Origin of the sequence: Jeotgalibaca sp. A122 (assembly GCF_052266715.1) — a bacterium.
Classification (GTDB): domain Bacteria; phylum Bacillota; class Bacilli; order Lactobacillales; family Aerococcaceae; genus Jeotgalibaca.
The window spans coordinates 202939-219238 of record NZ_JBQPRB010000003.1 but is presented as its reverse complement, the minus strand read 5'-3'; the positions used below and the strand labels follow the sequence as shown (position 1 = coordinate 219238).

Genomic DNA, 16300 nt, shown 5'->3' with positions numbered 1-16300 from the left:
AAATCATTCCTTCCAACTTTTAGGGATTAGATAAACTCTGTGAAAAAGAAAGGAGTGCACCTATCAGCTTTCCTTAATAATTAAATATCCAGGATAATGTCACAGATTCTGTCCACATCTTCAAGCGATAAATCGGCATAGAGTGGCAGTGTCAGAACTCTTTCTGATACATATTTTGCAACCGGCGTGTCCTTGACATTAAATCTTCCATCATAACAGGCAAATTCGCTCGTTAATGGATAGAAATATTTACGCGCGATGATGTTCTGAGTCTTCAATTTCTCAGTAATTTGATTGCGATTTTCCTTGTAATTATCAAATAAGACAGGGAAATAAGAATAGTTATTTTTGACGCCTTTTTGAGGTTTGAGTAGGCTGATACCTGGGACATTGCTCAGTCTTTCTACATATCTTTCAACAACATTTTTTCTTTTCTGGATTTCTTCATCAACATGACGTAAATTGCAGATACCCATGGCAGCTTGAAACTCGTTCATTTTTGCATTTCCACCAACGTATTCGGTCGTTTCTGGGCCAGTTATTCCAAAGTTTTTTAGATCATTTAAGGTTTTTCTTAAAGTGGAATCCTGGAAGGTAACTGCTCCGCCTTCAATCGTGTTGAAAACTTTGGTAGCGTGAAAACTGAACATTGAAGCATCACCCATATTAGCCACTGACAAACCATCAACCGTCACGCCAAACGCGTGCGCTGCATCATAAATTACTTTAAGGTTATGTTTTTTTGCAATTCTTTCAATTTCTTTGAAGTTGCAAATGTTACCATAGACGTGGACCGGAACAATTGCCGTCGTTTTATCCGTTATAAGGCTTTCTATTTTGCTGACATCCATAGTGTAATCATCAGCATTAATATCACAAAAAACAGGTTCTGCTCCTGCCCTAACAATAGCATGAGTTGTGGATGCAAAGGTGAAGGGGGTAGTAATGACTTCGCCACTTAGATTAAAGGCGGCTATAGCACCTTCCAACGCGAGATGGCCATTTGTATATAAAGTAATATTTGGATTATCTAGATATTCTGCTAACCCTTCTTCCAGTTGTTTATGCTTTATTCCCATATTGGTTAACCAATGACTTTCCCATAAATCTTTAATTTCTTCAGTATATTCCTCAAATGATGGCATAGAGGAGCGAGTAACTTGAATAGTTTCCATTGAATCACCTCTGATTGTTATATGTTGTTTATACAATTCTGATGAAATCTAATTATTGCACTTTTTGATTAGACATTAAATATTTTTGAAATATCAACTATCTCAATATCCTTATGCCCTACAAAGCCCGGCTGTGCTACCAGCAACTCACTGTCGACTGATTCATTTTTAAGCCATTTGATAATAGCTAATGGTAAATTTACCCCAGCCATGTGACTAAATGGGTAGCCTCCCCCAAAACGTGCGTTCATCTCTAATATATATGGGGTTTCTCCATCGAAAAATACATCAACGTCTATGTTAGCAGTGTGTCCTAGTTTCTTGCCAATGAGCTTGCCCAATTCTTCCAGCTTCGGTTCGACCACTGTTTCTGCACAATCTGTTTCACCAGATCGCATCGCGAATTTTCTTTTGACAACCGTATTCTCATACTTGTTTTCTAAATTGTTGATTATATCCAAACCATATTCTTCGCCCTTCAATTTTTCCTGGATGAGAATCGATTCATCTAAATTTTCTTGAGCTTCATATTTAAGATAACTGGCTTTAATTTCACCATATACCTTTTTGTAAAGCACTTCCAGTTCTTGGTCGTTCTCTGCTTCAAATACAGCGATTGAGCCCATTCCCCAACGTGGCTTTATCATAACAGGGTAACTGATTTCCCCTTTTTCTAGAGCTTCCATGGCGGCTGGAAGCGAAATGTATGTTTTAGGAGCCTTAAAGCCATTTTCGATCAAAAAATTAAAAGTTTTCAACTTGTCGTTGCAAATCTCGATTACTTCGGGTTTCGACACAATAACTTTTACACCGATTTCTTCGAATGCTTGTATATTTGCGGATAATATTGGCAAATCAATATCAAATAAAGAAATGATTGCTTTTATGTTATTTTCTAAACAGTATGACTTTAAGAACGTTACATAGTTCCCCTCATAAATTAAAGGTGATACTACTGCTTTGTCCGCACACAGAAAAGCCGGAGTAAGAGAACTGCTATTTGATACATGAACTTCTCCAGTTTCTCCCAGAGCATCTTGGAAATATTTCACTAAATAACTGCGTCGACCCACAGAAGTTAAAAGTATATTCATTTCATGTCCTCCATTGAAAGTAAAATTTAAATGTATTGTGTTTTTCACATCGCATTTTTCATCGTTTTTCTTTTGCTTAGTACTTCTTTTATTGTTTTGAATAAATATTCATACGTTTCCATTTTAAGTAATTTAGCTACTCCAAAATAAAAAACAGTTCCTGCAAAAATCTGTAGTATTAAAACTAAGGGAACGGGGATATCCAAAAATTGAACCCCATAGATAAATACACCCATAGACAATGCTAATAAAAACGAAGGCATAATGTCTTTCACTTGATCTAGATAGCTATAATCAAGCAATGCGCGGTTCGGATAAGCATTAATAAAACTTGAAATAACCGAAGTAAGGATGGCACCAAGCGCTATAGCATAGACACCGTAATTAACACTTATTGCCAAAACAATAATCCCCATTGTTTTTTTGACAATTTCCAGTCTCAGGAAAATATCGCTTCTCCCCAAAGCGTTAATAGCTTGAAGGTTCGAGGTATGTATGGGTCTCAGAGCATAACTCAAAGAAAATATTTGGATATATGGAACTGATGGTAACCATTTATCCGTTAAAATAATTGATACCATCGGCTTTGCAATTACCGCCAAACCGATCATCATTGGGAAAACCAAAAATGAACTTGTTACGATAGACCTTCGCATCATATCCTTCATTCTCTTTCTATTATCTTGTTGTGATGATAGAGCTGGAAGCATAACTGACTGAATGGAAGAATCCACATTTGTTACTATCAATGAAGGGAATTGCTCCCCTCGATTATAGTAACCTAAGATGACAGGAGCGTATAATCTCCCGATTATCAGATTACGCAAATTATTGTAGAGCGTATCCAGTAGCTGTGAAATAAGCAATTTTGAACTAAATGAGAAAAGCACTTTAACCCGTTTAAATGAGAACAATAATTTTGGTCGCCAATCGACTGTCACCCACAAAATAAAGGTAATCGCTATTTGATTCGTTAATTGCTGGGCAACTAAAGCCCAGACTCCATAGCCGCTATACGCCATTGTAATACCGACTACTGCAGAAATAAGCGTGGCTCCCAAACTACTTGTAAACAACTTTCTGAATTCCATATTTCTTGATATAACTGCATTCTGTATGGATGTTATTGTACCAATGATTAGCGTAATCGATAACACACGAATCACGGGTACCAATTGGGCCATACTATAGAAATCAGCAATGAGCGGTGCAGTAAAGAACAGGCTTATATACAACACAACCGATATCGCTAAACTCAGATAAAATACTGATGAATAATCGGTTTCATTAACTTCTTTTTTCTGGATAAGCGCTGTGTTAAATCCACTTTGCACAAATACGTTTGCAATAGCTATAAAGACAGTTATTATTGAAATTATCCCGTATTGTTCAGGTTCAAGTAATCTTGCCAATATTATTTGGACAACGAACTGCAATCCCTGCGTTCCGCCTCGCTCCATTAATTTCCAAAAAAGAGAATTGATTACTTTTGATTTATTTAAATCATTGTTCATAATATTACACCTTGTATTTCTAAATTTTTCATACCGACTTTATATTTGAACCCCTATACTGCATCATGTGTCTTAAAAAAACATCTTAGTACCAGTACTTATTTCCCGGATGAAATTCGCAATAAATATTGACCGTACCCATTTTTCTTGAGCGGTTGCGCTAAGTTAATTAAATCTTCTTTGCTAATGTAGCCCATACGATAGGCAATTTCTTCTAAACAAGCCACTTTTAGATTTTGACGTTTTTCAATCGTTTCAATAAATGTTGATGCTTCAAGCAAAGATTCATGAGTTCCTGTGTCCAACCATGCGAAACCACGTCCCATAATTTCAACATTCAGCTCATTTCTTTCTAAATAAACTTTGTTTACATCTGTTATTTCTAACTCCCCACGAGGTGAAGGTTTGATATTTTTCGCGATTTCAACCACTTTATTATCATAAAAATAAAGTCCCGTCACGGCATAATTACTCTTAGGATTCTCAGGTTTTTCTTCGATTGAGATGGCTTTTTTATCCTTATCGAAATCCACTACACCAAAACGCTCTGGATCTTGAACATGGTACCCGAAAACAGTAGCACCAGTCTCCTTATTTGCTGCACGTTGTAACATTTGCGCCAATCCACTGCCGTGATAAATATTATCACCCAGAATTAGACAAACCGAATCATCACCAATGAATTCCTCACCAATTAAAAAGGCCTGTGCCAATCCATCAGGACTCTCCTGTATTTTGTATTCAATACGAATCCCGATATCTGAGCCATCTCCCAGTAACTGCTCAAAACGTTCTGTATCAGTTGGTGTTGAGATGATCAAAACTTCTTTAACTCCTGCTAACATCAGTGTTGATAGAGGATAATAAATCATTGGTTTATCATAAACCGGCATCAATTGCTTGGACACAGCTTTCGTCAATGGATATAGTCTCGTTCCGCTACCACCAGCTAAAATAATTCCCTTCATAATAAAGCTCCTTTTAAAAATTTATTTGTTTGTTTGGATCATTTTTTTACGTAAATAAGAATAATATTTAGATAATAGGAAGAAATTTTGGTGTCTTAGCAATAAGATACTCATTTTTTTCTTCTTGGCTGAGTTATCTAAATTAATATTTTGAAGAGCCTCTGAATAGGGTGAACTATTAACTAATTTATTAAACTCTCTTCTTCGTTGAGAATACTTTTTTGGATTGTTCTCATTGAAAAAATCCAACATCAAATTATCTTTCAACAACTTTGTGGTCAAATGATAAAATCCTTGTTCAAATTCATGATCTTTATTGAATGATTCAATAAAGATTTTTGCTTCTTTCAATGTCTTATCTATATTTAACCAAATATTTGACCGATATTTCTTTGTAACCGAATTTGGATTTGTTCGATAATGGTAGAATAAATAATCTATATAGCCAATTTTTTTTGCATACTCAAAGGCGTAAAGTGTAAAGATAAGATCCTCCGACATGGATAGATTTTCTTTAAATCGAATGTGATTACTTTCCAAGAATTGATGATTATAAACTTTTGACCAAATGGAACCAATCAAATGGGGAGTATATTCATCATTACTGTCCATAACCGCCAATTGGATTTTTATTTGTTCTTCGTGTTCCAAATCTATTCCTGAATTCCCTTTATATTTGGCAATTTCCCGAATCAGTTGATCCTGCCAATATGGGAAAATATAGATATCCCTTCTGGATTTCGTGATAGCTTCATATGCCACCTCGCACATACGAACGTCTACCCAGTCATCAGGGTCCACAAAAATCACCCAATCCCCTTGGGCCATATCCAATCCCTTGTTTCTTGCAGATGAAACACCTTTATTTCTTTGGTGTACCAGTTTGATTCTTGGATCACGTTCCGCAATTTCTTCACAAATAGTTGGTGATTCGTTAGTCGATCCATCATTAATTAGGATAATTTCAATATCCGGAAGGGTTTGTTCTCTTAAGGTTTGCAGACATTCCCTTAAGAATCGTCCCGGCGTATTATAAACTGGAACAATTATTGAAAAAATGGGTCTATCCAAATCATTACAACTCCTCTATCTTAGTTTTAAAAATATATTTATCTTTTTCGCTAACTGACCCCTCTTACTAAAATTTCCCAAATAATATTGTTAATTTTAATATGGCGTCTTCCAAGGTGCTATCGACACGCAATCGTGAGTCAGTTGCTAGTTTATAACGACTTGAAAAGTTATGATTATAATTCTTGATTTTCTCCAATAACTCATGACTATCCGGAGTAAGGAAATCCTTGTAATTATCCAATAGCTCCATAGACCACTTAAATCTTCTTTGTTCATTATTAAAGAGGGGACTAGATTTAATCTTTTCTGTTAAACTACGTTCCCCTCCAACTGCATTATTTCCATGTTGACGATACTGAATATATGAGTCAGAGTCATAGATAACTTTTCCTCCTGCTGCAAGACAAACCATATAAATCCAATGGTCATGAAGTGGTTCGTTAGACAAGTTATCGTAATTTCCAGTATTAATTAAGTCCCGAAGTTTTTTATTAAATACCATGGTGCAACCACTACCATTATTTTTGATCAAAATTTCTTCAAAAGAAAAAGCTCCCGTTGCAAAATCACTTTTCCCCAATTCATTCAATTCCTCATCCACCAGTAAGGCCTCAGAAAAATACAGAACGGGTATGTCTTCTTTTACTTGCTCTATTTTATTAACCGCTGTGAGTAATTTTTCCTCTACCCAGTAATCATCCTGGTCACAAAAGGCATAGTAACTAAATTCAGAAGATGATTTTTTTAAAAGATCCAAGAAACTTTTTTTTGGTCTCAAATTCTCCCCCGTATACCACCTAAGCCTTTTATTTTCTTGCCATTCCTGTAATAATGCTTTAGTTGAATCATTGGAGCCATCATCTCTCACCAAAATGTCAACTTCCACATTTTTTTGGTTGAGTAAACTATTCAATTGCTCAGTAAGATAATTTTCACCATTATAGGTTGATAACAATACTTGAACACGGTTCATAATCAGCAACTCCTCTTCTTTTTTGTTCATTAAAACAATCCTAATAAAACAGAACCAACAAATAACATATTAGGTTTAAGAGAAGTCGAGCGAAATTCTTTATCGAAAGCAAGATCAAGCCTATTTTTGAAAGAATCACGATAATTGATTACTTTCTCTAACTGTTTAATACTTTTCTCAGGCAATATATCATGGTAACAATCGTACAAGGATTTTGCTTGTCGCTGTCTTTCGTTGTCCCCGTTTACAGCGCTGTTGACCAAGCGCTTGATTTCTGTTTTAATACCTTTCCCATGTCCCACTGAGTTGTTTGCATGCTGGCGATATAGAATTCTGGATTCAGCGTCAGCTACGATATTTCCGCCAAAAGCTTCGGTAATCATTAGCGTCCAATAGTCGTGCATCCTGATGAAATCTGGTTTTTTCCGGGCTACCATATTTTTCAAAGCATAATTGAAAACCATTGTACACCCAGATGGACAACGTTCAAGAATAGTTGAAGGTAGTGTTAGTGGTGTTTCAAAATGCATATCCCTTTGTTGGATAAAGCCAAGTTGGTCGTCGACGACATCATATGTAGATGTATACAAGTTAAGTTGCTGGGAATCAAATTTATCGAGCGCTGTGACAGCTGTGATTAGTTTATCTTCAAACCAGACATCATCTTGATCACAATAAGCATAATAATCGCTTTTTGGAGCATGTTTCACCAAGTCCAGAAAACTCATTGCTGGTTTAAGATTCTCACCTTCGTACCATGTCAATAAACCTTTATCCTGCCACTCTTCTAAGATGCTTCTCGTTGCATCTGTAGAGCCATCATCCCGTACAAGAATAGAGACTTCCACCCCCACTTGTGAAATAAGACTGTTCAGTTGCTCCAATAAATATTTTTCACCATTATACGTTGATAGCAATACTAATACTTTATGCATTTTATCCTCCAAAAATCTACATTTTATATTTCTGAATAAATCGTGTTCATGATGACATTAACGTTCTTAATGTCATATTTCTTGACAGCTTCCTTGTTATTTAAGCCAATTTCCCTTGCCAATTGCCTATTATCATAGAGAGTTGTAATTCCTTCTTTGTAGCCAGCAACATCGTCCGGACCATAAAGATAGCCGGTCACTCCCGTGACGGAATAATCCGGTATTCCTTGTACATCTGATGTAAGTATCGGTAATCCTGCTGCCATTGCTTCTAAGGCCGCAATTCCTAAGCCTTCTCTTCTGGACGGGAAGGCAAAAACGTCTGATATTTGATTGAGTTCTTCAATATCGGTACGATATCCCAAGAGGTGTACTTGTTTTGAAAGCCCCAGTTCAGCTATCAATTTTTCCAAGTTTTGTTTCTCCGGGCCACGCCCACATATTAAATAATGGATATCATCATGAGCAATTTCATGAATGGCTTTTATAATGACTTGATGATTTTTCCTCTTCGTAAGTTCTCCGACCGAAAGGACAACGAAATCGGAAGTTTTGAGCCCAAGTTCTTCTCTTTTTTGCTTGGTATCAATCTCAGGTATATCGAATTTCTGAGTGTCCAAACCTACCCCTGGAATGAATGCTAAATTCTTCATATTAAAATTTTTAGCACGCTTTAAATCTTGTTTATTGATGGTAATAAGAACATCTGTAAAGCGGGATAACCATCTTTCAACAGGATAATAAATTAGCCAGCTCGATAAAGGTCCTCCCTTAAAAAAATGAAAACCATGAGCTGTATAAATGACTTTACTATCCTGTCCTCGTGCTGCTAGTCGTGCCAATACTCCCCCTATGGGTGAATGACAATGGACAAGTGCATATTTCTCATCAGCCATAATCTGTTTGATTTGATTGTAGGCGTTGATATTCCCTTTATTAAATGGTTTTCTGTGGATGTCAACGTCGTAAACTTTGATATTTTCGTCTCTCAGTTCAGCCATAACCTTTTGGGCCCGAGAATTGGAAATTGTTCCTGCCTCCTGAAAATTAGCTAATACATGCACCTCATAACCCAGATTCTGTAAAAGCATGATATTCGGCCTGTTGAACTGATCAATCATTGAAGCAACTGATGCTAAAACTAAAGCTTTCTTCATACCTATCCCCTCTGTCATGTTTCTGTCTCCATGATGGATTGTTCTAAATTATTAATCCGATAGTCTTCTTTGTATTCCGATAATTCCAGAGAATAATATAAATTTCCGAATACTTTATTAATAATATTCACTTTCGGTCCCATTACTCTAAGAATGGGATTAAATATTTTTGTCAGATGAATAGCGTTATTATTCACTTTTGCTATAATCTTGACCATTTCACTTGTTTTAACATATTCCTTATTTTGCGGGAAAAAGATTCCTTTTTCCTCATTATCAATTATCAGTCGAATAAATTCGCAAAGATTATCAATGTGCAACATACTTCTTTTATTGTTAATATCAGGAAAAAGAGGTGATTTTTTAGCAAACTTGGCCAAAATTGGATAATTCCCTTTTGCACCTTTGCCGTAAATCATAGGGGGTCGTAGAACTACAACATTAAAATCATCTTCCTGTAACGGGATAATTCCCTGTTCAGCATATAGTTTACTTTTTCCATAAAAATTAACGGGTTGAGGTACTGTATCACGTGTCACCGCTTTATCTTCACCTACTTGGTTGCTTGCACCATAGACTATCATGCTACTCATAAAGATAAACTGCTTTACACCTTCAGCTTTGGCTTTTTTAGCTATTGCGATGGTTAAATCACGATTAATCTTGTAATAAAGATCTTTTTGATCCTCTTTTGTATCTTGATGCGCAATTCCCGCAACATGAAATACGATATCATAGGGTGAGAAATCTTTGTTCTCCCAATTGCTATCCCTTGTATCCACCGTTGAAACGTGATAATCTTCTGGAAATTTTTTCAACCAGTTTTCTAGGGAAACACCAATATAACTGTTTTTTCCGGTTACGAGTATTTTTTTCATATCACGAGCGTCCCTTCATTTCGTTATCGATTTTCATTCCGGTTCCGCCTTCAAGTACACCGTCCGATTTCAGGACGCTAAAGAGGGTTCCAAAGAAACACTTGATATCCATGACCGGTCCCATACTTCGGACGTACTCACCGTCCAGCTTAGCCTTCAACGGTATTTCCAGTTCATCACGCCCATTAATTTGCGCCCAACCAGTCAAGCCGACGGGTATATCGTTAGCGCCGTATTTATCGCGTTCAGTTATCAGATCGTACTGATTCCATAACGCTGGTCGTGGTCCGATGATTGCCATATCGCCTTTCAGAATGTTAATGATTTGGGGTAACTCGTCCAAGCTTGTTTTCCGTAGGAATTTGCCGACGCGGGTGATATATTGGTCCGGATTTCCCAACATGTGGGTCGGTGTGTCCTTTGGTGCATCTATACGCATAGTCCGGAACTTCAATATATAAAAGTAAGACTTATTGATTCCTACCCTCTTTTGTTTAAAAAAGATGGGTCCCGGTGAATCCAGCTTTATCAATATGAATAAAACCAGGAAAACCGGTGACAGAATCAGTAAGCCTATTAATGATAATATAAAATCAGTAGTTCTTTTCACGTACACATACATCTGCTACTCCTCCAGTTTTTCATTTACCATTTCCATATAGACCAATCTCTTTAAAACAACCTATCATATGGAAAATAAGTTTAATTTCGTCGATTGTAAAATTAAGCTAGACAAATAAAAAAGCCATTCGTGGTACACTCAAATTGTAATTCCGACCAAAGAATACATAGGAGTGATCACGAATGACCTACACCCATCTTACCACGGATGAACTGGTGATGATAGAGGCTTACTACCGCCAAAACATCGCTGTAACGAAAATATCCGCTCAGTTAAAACGTTCCAGAATGACAATCTACAACGTCATCAATTTCCTGAAGAAAGGCCATACGGCCTTGGACTATTACCGACAATATAAGAAAAACAAGGCGCGTTGTGGACGGCGCAAGATTGTCCTTCCCGAGGAACAACAGGTGTACATCACTGAAAAGGTCGCACAGGGATGGACGCCCGATGTCATCATCGGTCGCCAGGAGATGCCAATCGCATGCTCCATGCGGACGCTCTATCGTCGCTTCAAGGAAAAGGTATTCGATGAAACAACCTTACCCATGAAGGGAAAACGGAAACCAAACGGCCATCAGGAACGTCGGGGAAAACAGGCCTTCAAGCGGAATATCGCTGAAAGGGAGAATGATTACCCGGCATTCAAGGAAGAATTTGGTCATGTCGAAGGCGATACCATTGTCGGTGTCCATCACAAAAGTGCCGTCATAACCTTGGTCGAACGCCTCTCCAAAGTCATTATCACCTTGAAGCCCGATGGGCGGAAGGCAAGTGACATCGAGCATACGATGAACAAGTGGTTTGAAGCGATTCCCAGACATTTATTTAAGTCCATCACCTTTGATTGTGGGAAAGAATTTTCCAATTGGAAAACCCTAAGCAACCAACATGACATCGCTATTTACTTCGCTGATCCTGGAACGCCATCACAGCGTGCATTAAATGAAAACTCCAACGGATTGCTGCGAAAAGATGGGTTGCCAAAAGAAATGGACTTCAACCAAGTGGACCAAGCCTTTGTTTCATCGGTTGCAAACAAGCGAAATAACATCCCACGAAATTCCTTGGCATACCAGACGCCACTGGAAGTATTTTTGAGTTACCTAGACGAATCTACTTTGTCTAGCTTAAATTGACAAATCAAATTTTCTAATTTTTTTAACAACAAATTTCTTCAACATCCTCATTATCTTACCACTTATTATCCGAATTTTGCACAGTAAATTGCATTTTATGATGATTATATTTGATTTATTAAAGCTTAATTAGATTTCGTTATCTTGAAAACGTTATCTTTGTTTTTTTGTTCAAAAATTCGACACAAACAAAAAAACTGTTCCTGTATTAAATCCAGGAACAGTTTATTATCTAGCTTCACTTATCTCTTAAATTATTGCTCGATTTTCAACAAAATATTTTCTAATGCCTCTTGCCAGGTGGGTATATCGAATCCCGTTTCTTTTGCTTTACTTAAATCCATGACCGAATGTTTAGGACGATAAGCTTTTTGTGGGTATTCTTCCGACGTAACAGGGGTAATTTCCACCGTGGAATCCTTTAAGATTTCACGTGCGAATTCATACCATGAACAGGAATTATCATTAGATAAATGATAAATACCATAAGATGCCTTAACTTCCACGACGTGGACTAGGAACTCTGCCAAGGTTCGCGTCCATGTCGGCCTACCAACTTGATCACTTACAACCGTCAATTTGGGATGCGTTTCTGACAACCGACGCATCGTGTAAACGAAGTTAGGGCCGAATTCTCCAAATACCCAGGAGGTGCGTATAATATAATATTTGGAACAAATAGTTTGAACTAATTGTTCTCCTTCATATTTAGTTCGACCGTATTCGCTTTTAGGGTTTGCTTCTGCATCAATTTGGTATTCGGTAGGATTTGTACCATCAAAGACATAATCTGTACTGATGTACACAAGTGTCGCCCCTACAGCTTCCGCTGCTTCCGCGACATAGCGCGTCCCCGTAACATTTATTTTCTCGTTTAGTTCTTTTCCTTCATCTTCCGCTTTATCGACTGCGGTATATGCGGCACAATGGTATACGAGTGTCGGTTTTACTTCTTCGAAGACGGCATCGACCGCACTTTTATTTGTAATATCCATCTCAGATGCATCCGTCGCAACATAGGCGAGCTTTTTCTCATCCAATAATTTTCTTAATTCTGTTCCGAGTTGACCGTTTGCCCCTGTAATTAGAATCATAATACTTATCCCCCTTGTAAAAAAGAGGTAGGGTTATGCCTACCTCTTGCTTTTCAAACTTATTGGTTGTTCTTGGCATACTTGGCTTCGACAGCCGCTTTCTCGGCTTGCCACCAAGATGCATTATCTGTATACCATTGGATGGTATCTGCTAAACCATCCTTAAAGTTCGTGAATTGTGGCTCCCAGCCCAATTCTTGATATAACTTGGTGGAGTCAATCGCATACCGTAGATCATGCCCTGGGCGATCCACTACATGTTCATAGGCGTCTTTTGGTTGGTTCATCAATTCCAGAATCAATTCCAGAACCGCCTTATTGTTTTGTTCACCATCTGCACCAATCAAGTAAGTTTCACCTATGCGCCCTTTTGTCAAGATTGTCCACACTGCCGAAGAATGGTCGTTAGTGTGAATCCAGTCCCGAACATTCTTCCCTTCTCCGTATAACTTTGGACGAATACCCGACAGAATATTAGTAATTTGACGTGGAATGAATTTTTCGATGTGTTGATATGGACCATAATTATTTGAACAGTTTGAAATAGTAGCTTTCAAGCCGAACGAACGAACCCAAGCCTTCACCAACAAATCCGATCCAGCTTTAGTAGAAGAATATGGACTTGATGGGTTATAAGACGTTTCCGCTGTGAACTTTTCACCCGGTCCTTCCCCGTGGCCAGGGAGGTCTTCACGTAAAGGTAAATCACCGTAAACCTCATCGGTCGATACATGATGGTAACGTACATCATATTTTCGGCATGCCTCAATCAGCGTGTAAGTTCCGATGATATTCGTCTGAAGAAATGGATACGGATCTTCCAAGGAGTTATCGTTATGCGATTCCGCAGCGTAATGCACAACAGCGTCTGTTTCTTTTACCAATTTATCAACCAGTTCGGCATCGGCAATATCCCCTACTATAAGCTCAACGCGATCAGCGGGCAACCCCGCCAAATTCGCTTCATTTCCAGCATAGGTTAGCTTATCCAATACTGTCACATGAATTTCAGGATGATTCTTTACAACATAATGTACAAAATTGGAACCGATAAATCCTGCTCCGCCCGTCACAATCATTTTCTTCATTCTGTCTTATCTCCTTATGATTATATTTCTCCATAAACAAATGGGTTTTCCAGTTCTCCCAAGGTTGGATGTTTCATATCTTTATCCGATAGAATCAATTTATCCTTTTGCATTGGCCAAATAATTCCGATTTCAGGATCATCAAACGCAATTCCACCGTCATTTTCTTTGGAATAGAGTTCATCCACTTTATACTGGACGTTACAGTTTGGTGTCAAGGTCACGAATCCATGCGCAAAACCTTTGGGAACGAGGAGCTGACGGTGGTTAAATTCACTCAGTATATATCCTTCCCATAGACCATACGTCGGTGAGCCGACACGGATATCTACCAAGACATCATAAATGACCCCTGTGGTGGCCCGTACCATCTTTGTCTGCGCTTTATCGGGCGTTTGAAAATGCATCCCCCGCAAAACTCCGGGTTCCACCGACAAGGAATGGTTATCCTGGATAAACTGGTGGGTAATCCCCGCAGCGAAAAACTGTTCTTTTGAATAACTTTCAGTGAAAAAGCCGCGATGGTCACCAAAAACAGTTGTTTCGATGATTTTAACATCCTTCAGGTTTGTTTCAATAATGTTCACACTTTCATCTCCTTACAGTTCTGATTATACAATTTTAACATAAAATATTCACTCTCATTACTATCGCTTAATGTTTATCCAGTTATTAAAGCTTATGCGGGGAAACATTTTGACGTTCTTGAGTTCTTAATTTGATGTGTCAACATCACTCGATTACATTATCAAAATACGACAATAACTATATTATACAATTTTTTAAATATTTTGGAATATGATTTCAATATTTATCATTTTTATTCATCAATATTGAAAAGATACATTTTATTGGAATACGATCCAATTCTGCTTTGATACATAGATTGTCAAAAAATTTAATGATAATACTTATATTTTCATAAAAAAATCGTCCTTACATTCAATATGCAAGAGCGGTATGGGGTTTAATATTCTTCTGTTTAATTTTAGCTATTGTCAATTTCAAATATCAGTTCACCACATTCTTGACCCTCACAACACTCACATCACGATGCCCTTCATCAAGCAAATCATTGACCGTTTTAACGGGATTAAACGTTGTTAAAGGTACTTCAATAAATAATGTATTCCAATTGTGCATGGCGCCATTCCATAAACCAGGATGTTCCAAGGCTTTTATTTTTTTGCCTTGATATGTTTTTTCAGTAATGAAATAGCGATCCGGGTTTGCATAGTTCCGCAAGTCAAATTTATTACCATTGCAGTCTTTTATAAAACAAACAATATCAACAGGGTTGAAATATTCTGACTCATTAAAGATTGCTTGCTGTTCATTATCAGCTAAATTTATTTCCGCTTTTTCACATATTTGCAAATCCAGGTAATCGCCATTATCGACAATGAAGGGACCACCACCTGGCGCACCGGTGTTCTTGACCATTCCACATACCCTCAGCGGTCTATTCAATAATTCCAATGCCCTGTCTTTTGTCAATTCAGTCTTCAATGTGATGTTCAATCTATCTTTAATAAACAAAGCGATATCTTCTAGATTGTACTCATCAGCTAAAAGATCATTCATATACCAATTGATTTGCGCTTGTACCTCTAGTCCCGCAGAAGCCAGGATTTTTTTTGATTCAATCGTGTCTTGCATCAGGCTGTGGTGCGACACATTATCGATGTTCTTGATGAAGACAACATCAGCATCTAAATCATTTAAGTTTTCTAGCAACGCGCCATGACCGCCTGGGCGATAAAGAATCTCACCGTTCTCTAGATAAAAAGGTTGATTATCCATATCTACTGCCGGGGTGTTAGTCTCACTCTTTTGAAAGGAATAGGTAATATTGATATTATCTTTTTCCTGCAACGCTTGACTCACATACTGATTAAAAAGATCCTCATGGTCTTCAGCAATCGTAAAGTGTAGCTTGACCAAGTCTTGATTTAAATACTGCTCGCCTTCAAAGATGTGCTCATCAATCGGCGTAGTGGTGTTGTCTTCATACGTGTGCATTTTGATCAACGCCTTAGGTAGGCTGCCATACGCTAACTCACTATTTACAATGTTATCGGCGATTTTCAGACGCCCTGCACTCGTATTTTTATCGATTTTATTTTCTTCGATATTGTCTTTGATATCTTCATAAAAAGCGAAGTTTTCCAATTGATCAAAAAACCGGTCAATAAATTCGGTTGGTTTCTCATCTTCCAAAAAGGCATACAGGTCTTTGAACATTCTGGTAGCTGCTCCGCTTGCGGGAACCAGCTTTACACAATCCAAGTCTAAATACTCATCAGACAGTTCACTAACACGATACAGGTCATTTTTCGTCACGGCCGAAACAATATTCATGTAATGTGTGCCATTACGAAATTTCTCAATATACTCTTCCATCACTATCCACCTCATTTATATGTTTCAATATACTTTCTATCTTTATCATTATACAAAAACCACAATTTTATAATATAAAATTAAGTATATCAGAAAAAGAGATGATTGTTTTTTGATTGCGGTTTCAATATTTAAATATTTACTGTGTTTTTCAGATAATACAAAAAGCGCCCTCGCATTCAA

General features: G+C 37.5%; 15 protein-coding genes. 1 reads left to right on the top strand and 14 read right to left on the bottom strand.

The annotated features are described in order from the left end of the window. Positions 1-80: 80 nt before the first annotated feature. The 10 genes from ACTU7M_RS05215 to ACTU7M_RS05170 all read right to left on the bottom strand — a co-directional run bounded on the left by ACTU7M_RS05215 (position 81) and on the right by ACTU7M_RS05170 (position 10390). On the bottom strand, positions 81-1175 hold the full coding sequence (locus ACTU7M_RS05215) for a DegT/DnrJ/EryC1/StrS family aminotransferase (RefSeq protein WP_443473321.1): 1095 nt from the start codon (positions 1173-1175) through the stop codon (positions 81-83). A 68-nt stretch (positions 1176-1243) separates the two neighbouring features. Next, complete coding sequence (locus tag ACTU7M_RS05210; RefSeq protein WP_443473320.1) at positions 1244-2269, bottom strand: ATP-grasp domain-containing protein; 1026 nt, start codon at positions 2267-2269, stop codon at positions 1244-1246. 44 nt (positions 2270-2313) lie between these two features. Then, the gene (locus tag ACTU7M_RS05205) at positions 2314-3783 is read right to left on the bottom strand and encodes a lipopolysaccharide biosynthesis protein (protein ID WP_443473319.1); all 1470 of its coding nucleotides are present in this window, start codon (positions 3781-3783) and stop codon (positions 2314-2316) included. Positions 3784-3881: 98 nt separating this feature from the next. Then, positions 3882-4751 carry a glucose-1-phosphate thymidylyltransferase RfbA gene (gene rfbA / locus ACTU7M_RS05200; RefSeq protein ID WP_443473318.1) on the bottom strand — a complete coding sequence of 290 codons (870 nt, stop codon included), beginning with the start codon at positions 4749-4751 and terminating at the stop codon, positions 3882-3884. 21 nt (positions 4752-4772) lie between these two features. Next, a complete protein-coding gene (locus ACTU7M_RS05195) occupies positions 4773-5822 on the bottom strand; it encodes a glycosyltransferase family 2 protein (RefSeq protein WP_443473317.1) in 1050 nt (349 codons plus the stop codon). 67 nt (positions 5823-5889) lie between these two features. Beyond that, positions 5890-6828, bottom strand: a complete 939-nt coding sequence (locus ACTU7M_RS05190) for a glycosyltransferase family 2 protein (protein ID WP_443473316.1) — start codon at positions 6826-6828, stop codon at positions 5890-5892. Continuing rightward, positions 6828-7733, bottom strand: coding sequence for a glycosyltransferase (locus ACTU7M_RS05185; protein WP_443473315.1), 906 nt, complete (start codon positions 7731-7733; stop codon positions 6828-6830). Before ACTU7M_RS05185 ends, ACTU7M_RS05190 begins: the two co-directional genes overlap by 1 nt. A gap of 23 nt (positions 7734-7756) precedes the next feature. Further along, entirely contained in the window at positions 7757-8890 is a 1134-nt protein-coding gene (locus ACTU7M_RS05180; RefSeq protein ID WP_443473314.1) for a glycosyltransferase family 4 protein, read from the bottom strand. A 14-nt stretch (positions 8891-8904) separates the two neighbouring features. Further along, positions 8905-9768: an NAD-dependent epimerase/dehydratase family protein gene (locus tag ACTU7M_RS05175; protein WP_443473313.1), complete on the bottom strand. Its 864-nt coding sequence runs from the start codon at positions 9766-9768 to the stop codon at positions 8905-8907. A 1-nt stretch (position 9769) separates the two neighbouring features. Beyond that, positions 9770-10390 carry a sugar transferase gene (locus tag ACTU7M_RS05170; protein ID WP_443473312.1) on the bottom strand — a complete coding sequence of 207 codons (621 nt, stop codon included), beginning with the start codon at positions 10388-10390 and terminating at the stop codon, positions 9770-9772. Positions 10391-10572: 182 nt separating this feature from the next. Between ACTU7M_RS05170 and ACTU7M_RS05165 the strand changes: the two genes are divergently transcribed. Next, positions 10573-11532, top strand: coding sequence for an IS30 family transposase (locus ACTU7M_RS05165; RefSeq protein WP_443473311.1), 960 nt, complete (start codon positions 10573-10575; stop codon positions 11530-11532). A 254-nt stretch (positions 11533-11786) separates the two neighbouring features. Here ACTU7M_RS05165 and rfbD read toward each other — a convergent pair whose 3' ends face one another. The 4 genes from rfbD to ACTU7M_RS05145 form a co-directional block, all read right to left on the bottom strand. After that, positions 11787-12626, bottom strand: coding sequence for a dTDP-4-dehydrorhamnose reductase (rfbD, locus tag ACTU7M_RS05160; protein WP_443473310.1), 840 nt, complete (start codon positions 12624-12626; stop codon positions 11787-11789). 59 nt (positions 12627-12685) lie between these two features. Continuing rightward, positions 12686-13714 carry a dTDP-glucose 4,6-dehydratase gene (rfbB, locus tag ACTU7M_RS05155; RefSeq protein ID WP_443473309.1) on the bottom strand — a complete coding sequence of 343 codons (1029 nt, stop codon included), beginning with the start codon at positions 13712-13714 and terminating at the stop codon, positions 12686-12688. A 20-nt stretch (positions 13715-13734) separates the two neighbouring features. Then, on the bottom strand, positions 13735-14301 hold the full coding sequence (rfbC, locus tag ACTU7M_RS05150) for a dTDP-4-dehydrorhamnose 3,5-epimerase (RefSeq protein ID WP_443473308.1): 567 nt from the start codon (positions 14299-14301) through the stop codon (positions 13735-13737). Between the two features lie 424 nt (positions 14302-14725). Beyond that, on the bottom strand, positions 14726-16117 hold the full coding sequence (locus ACTU7M_RS05145) for a DUF4301 family protein (protein WP_443473307.1): 1392 nt from the start codon (positions 16115-16117) through the stop codon (positions 14726-14728). Positions 16118-16300 lie beyond the last annotated feature (183 nt).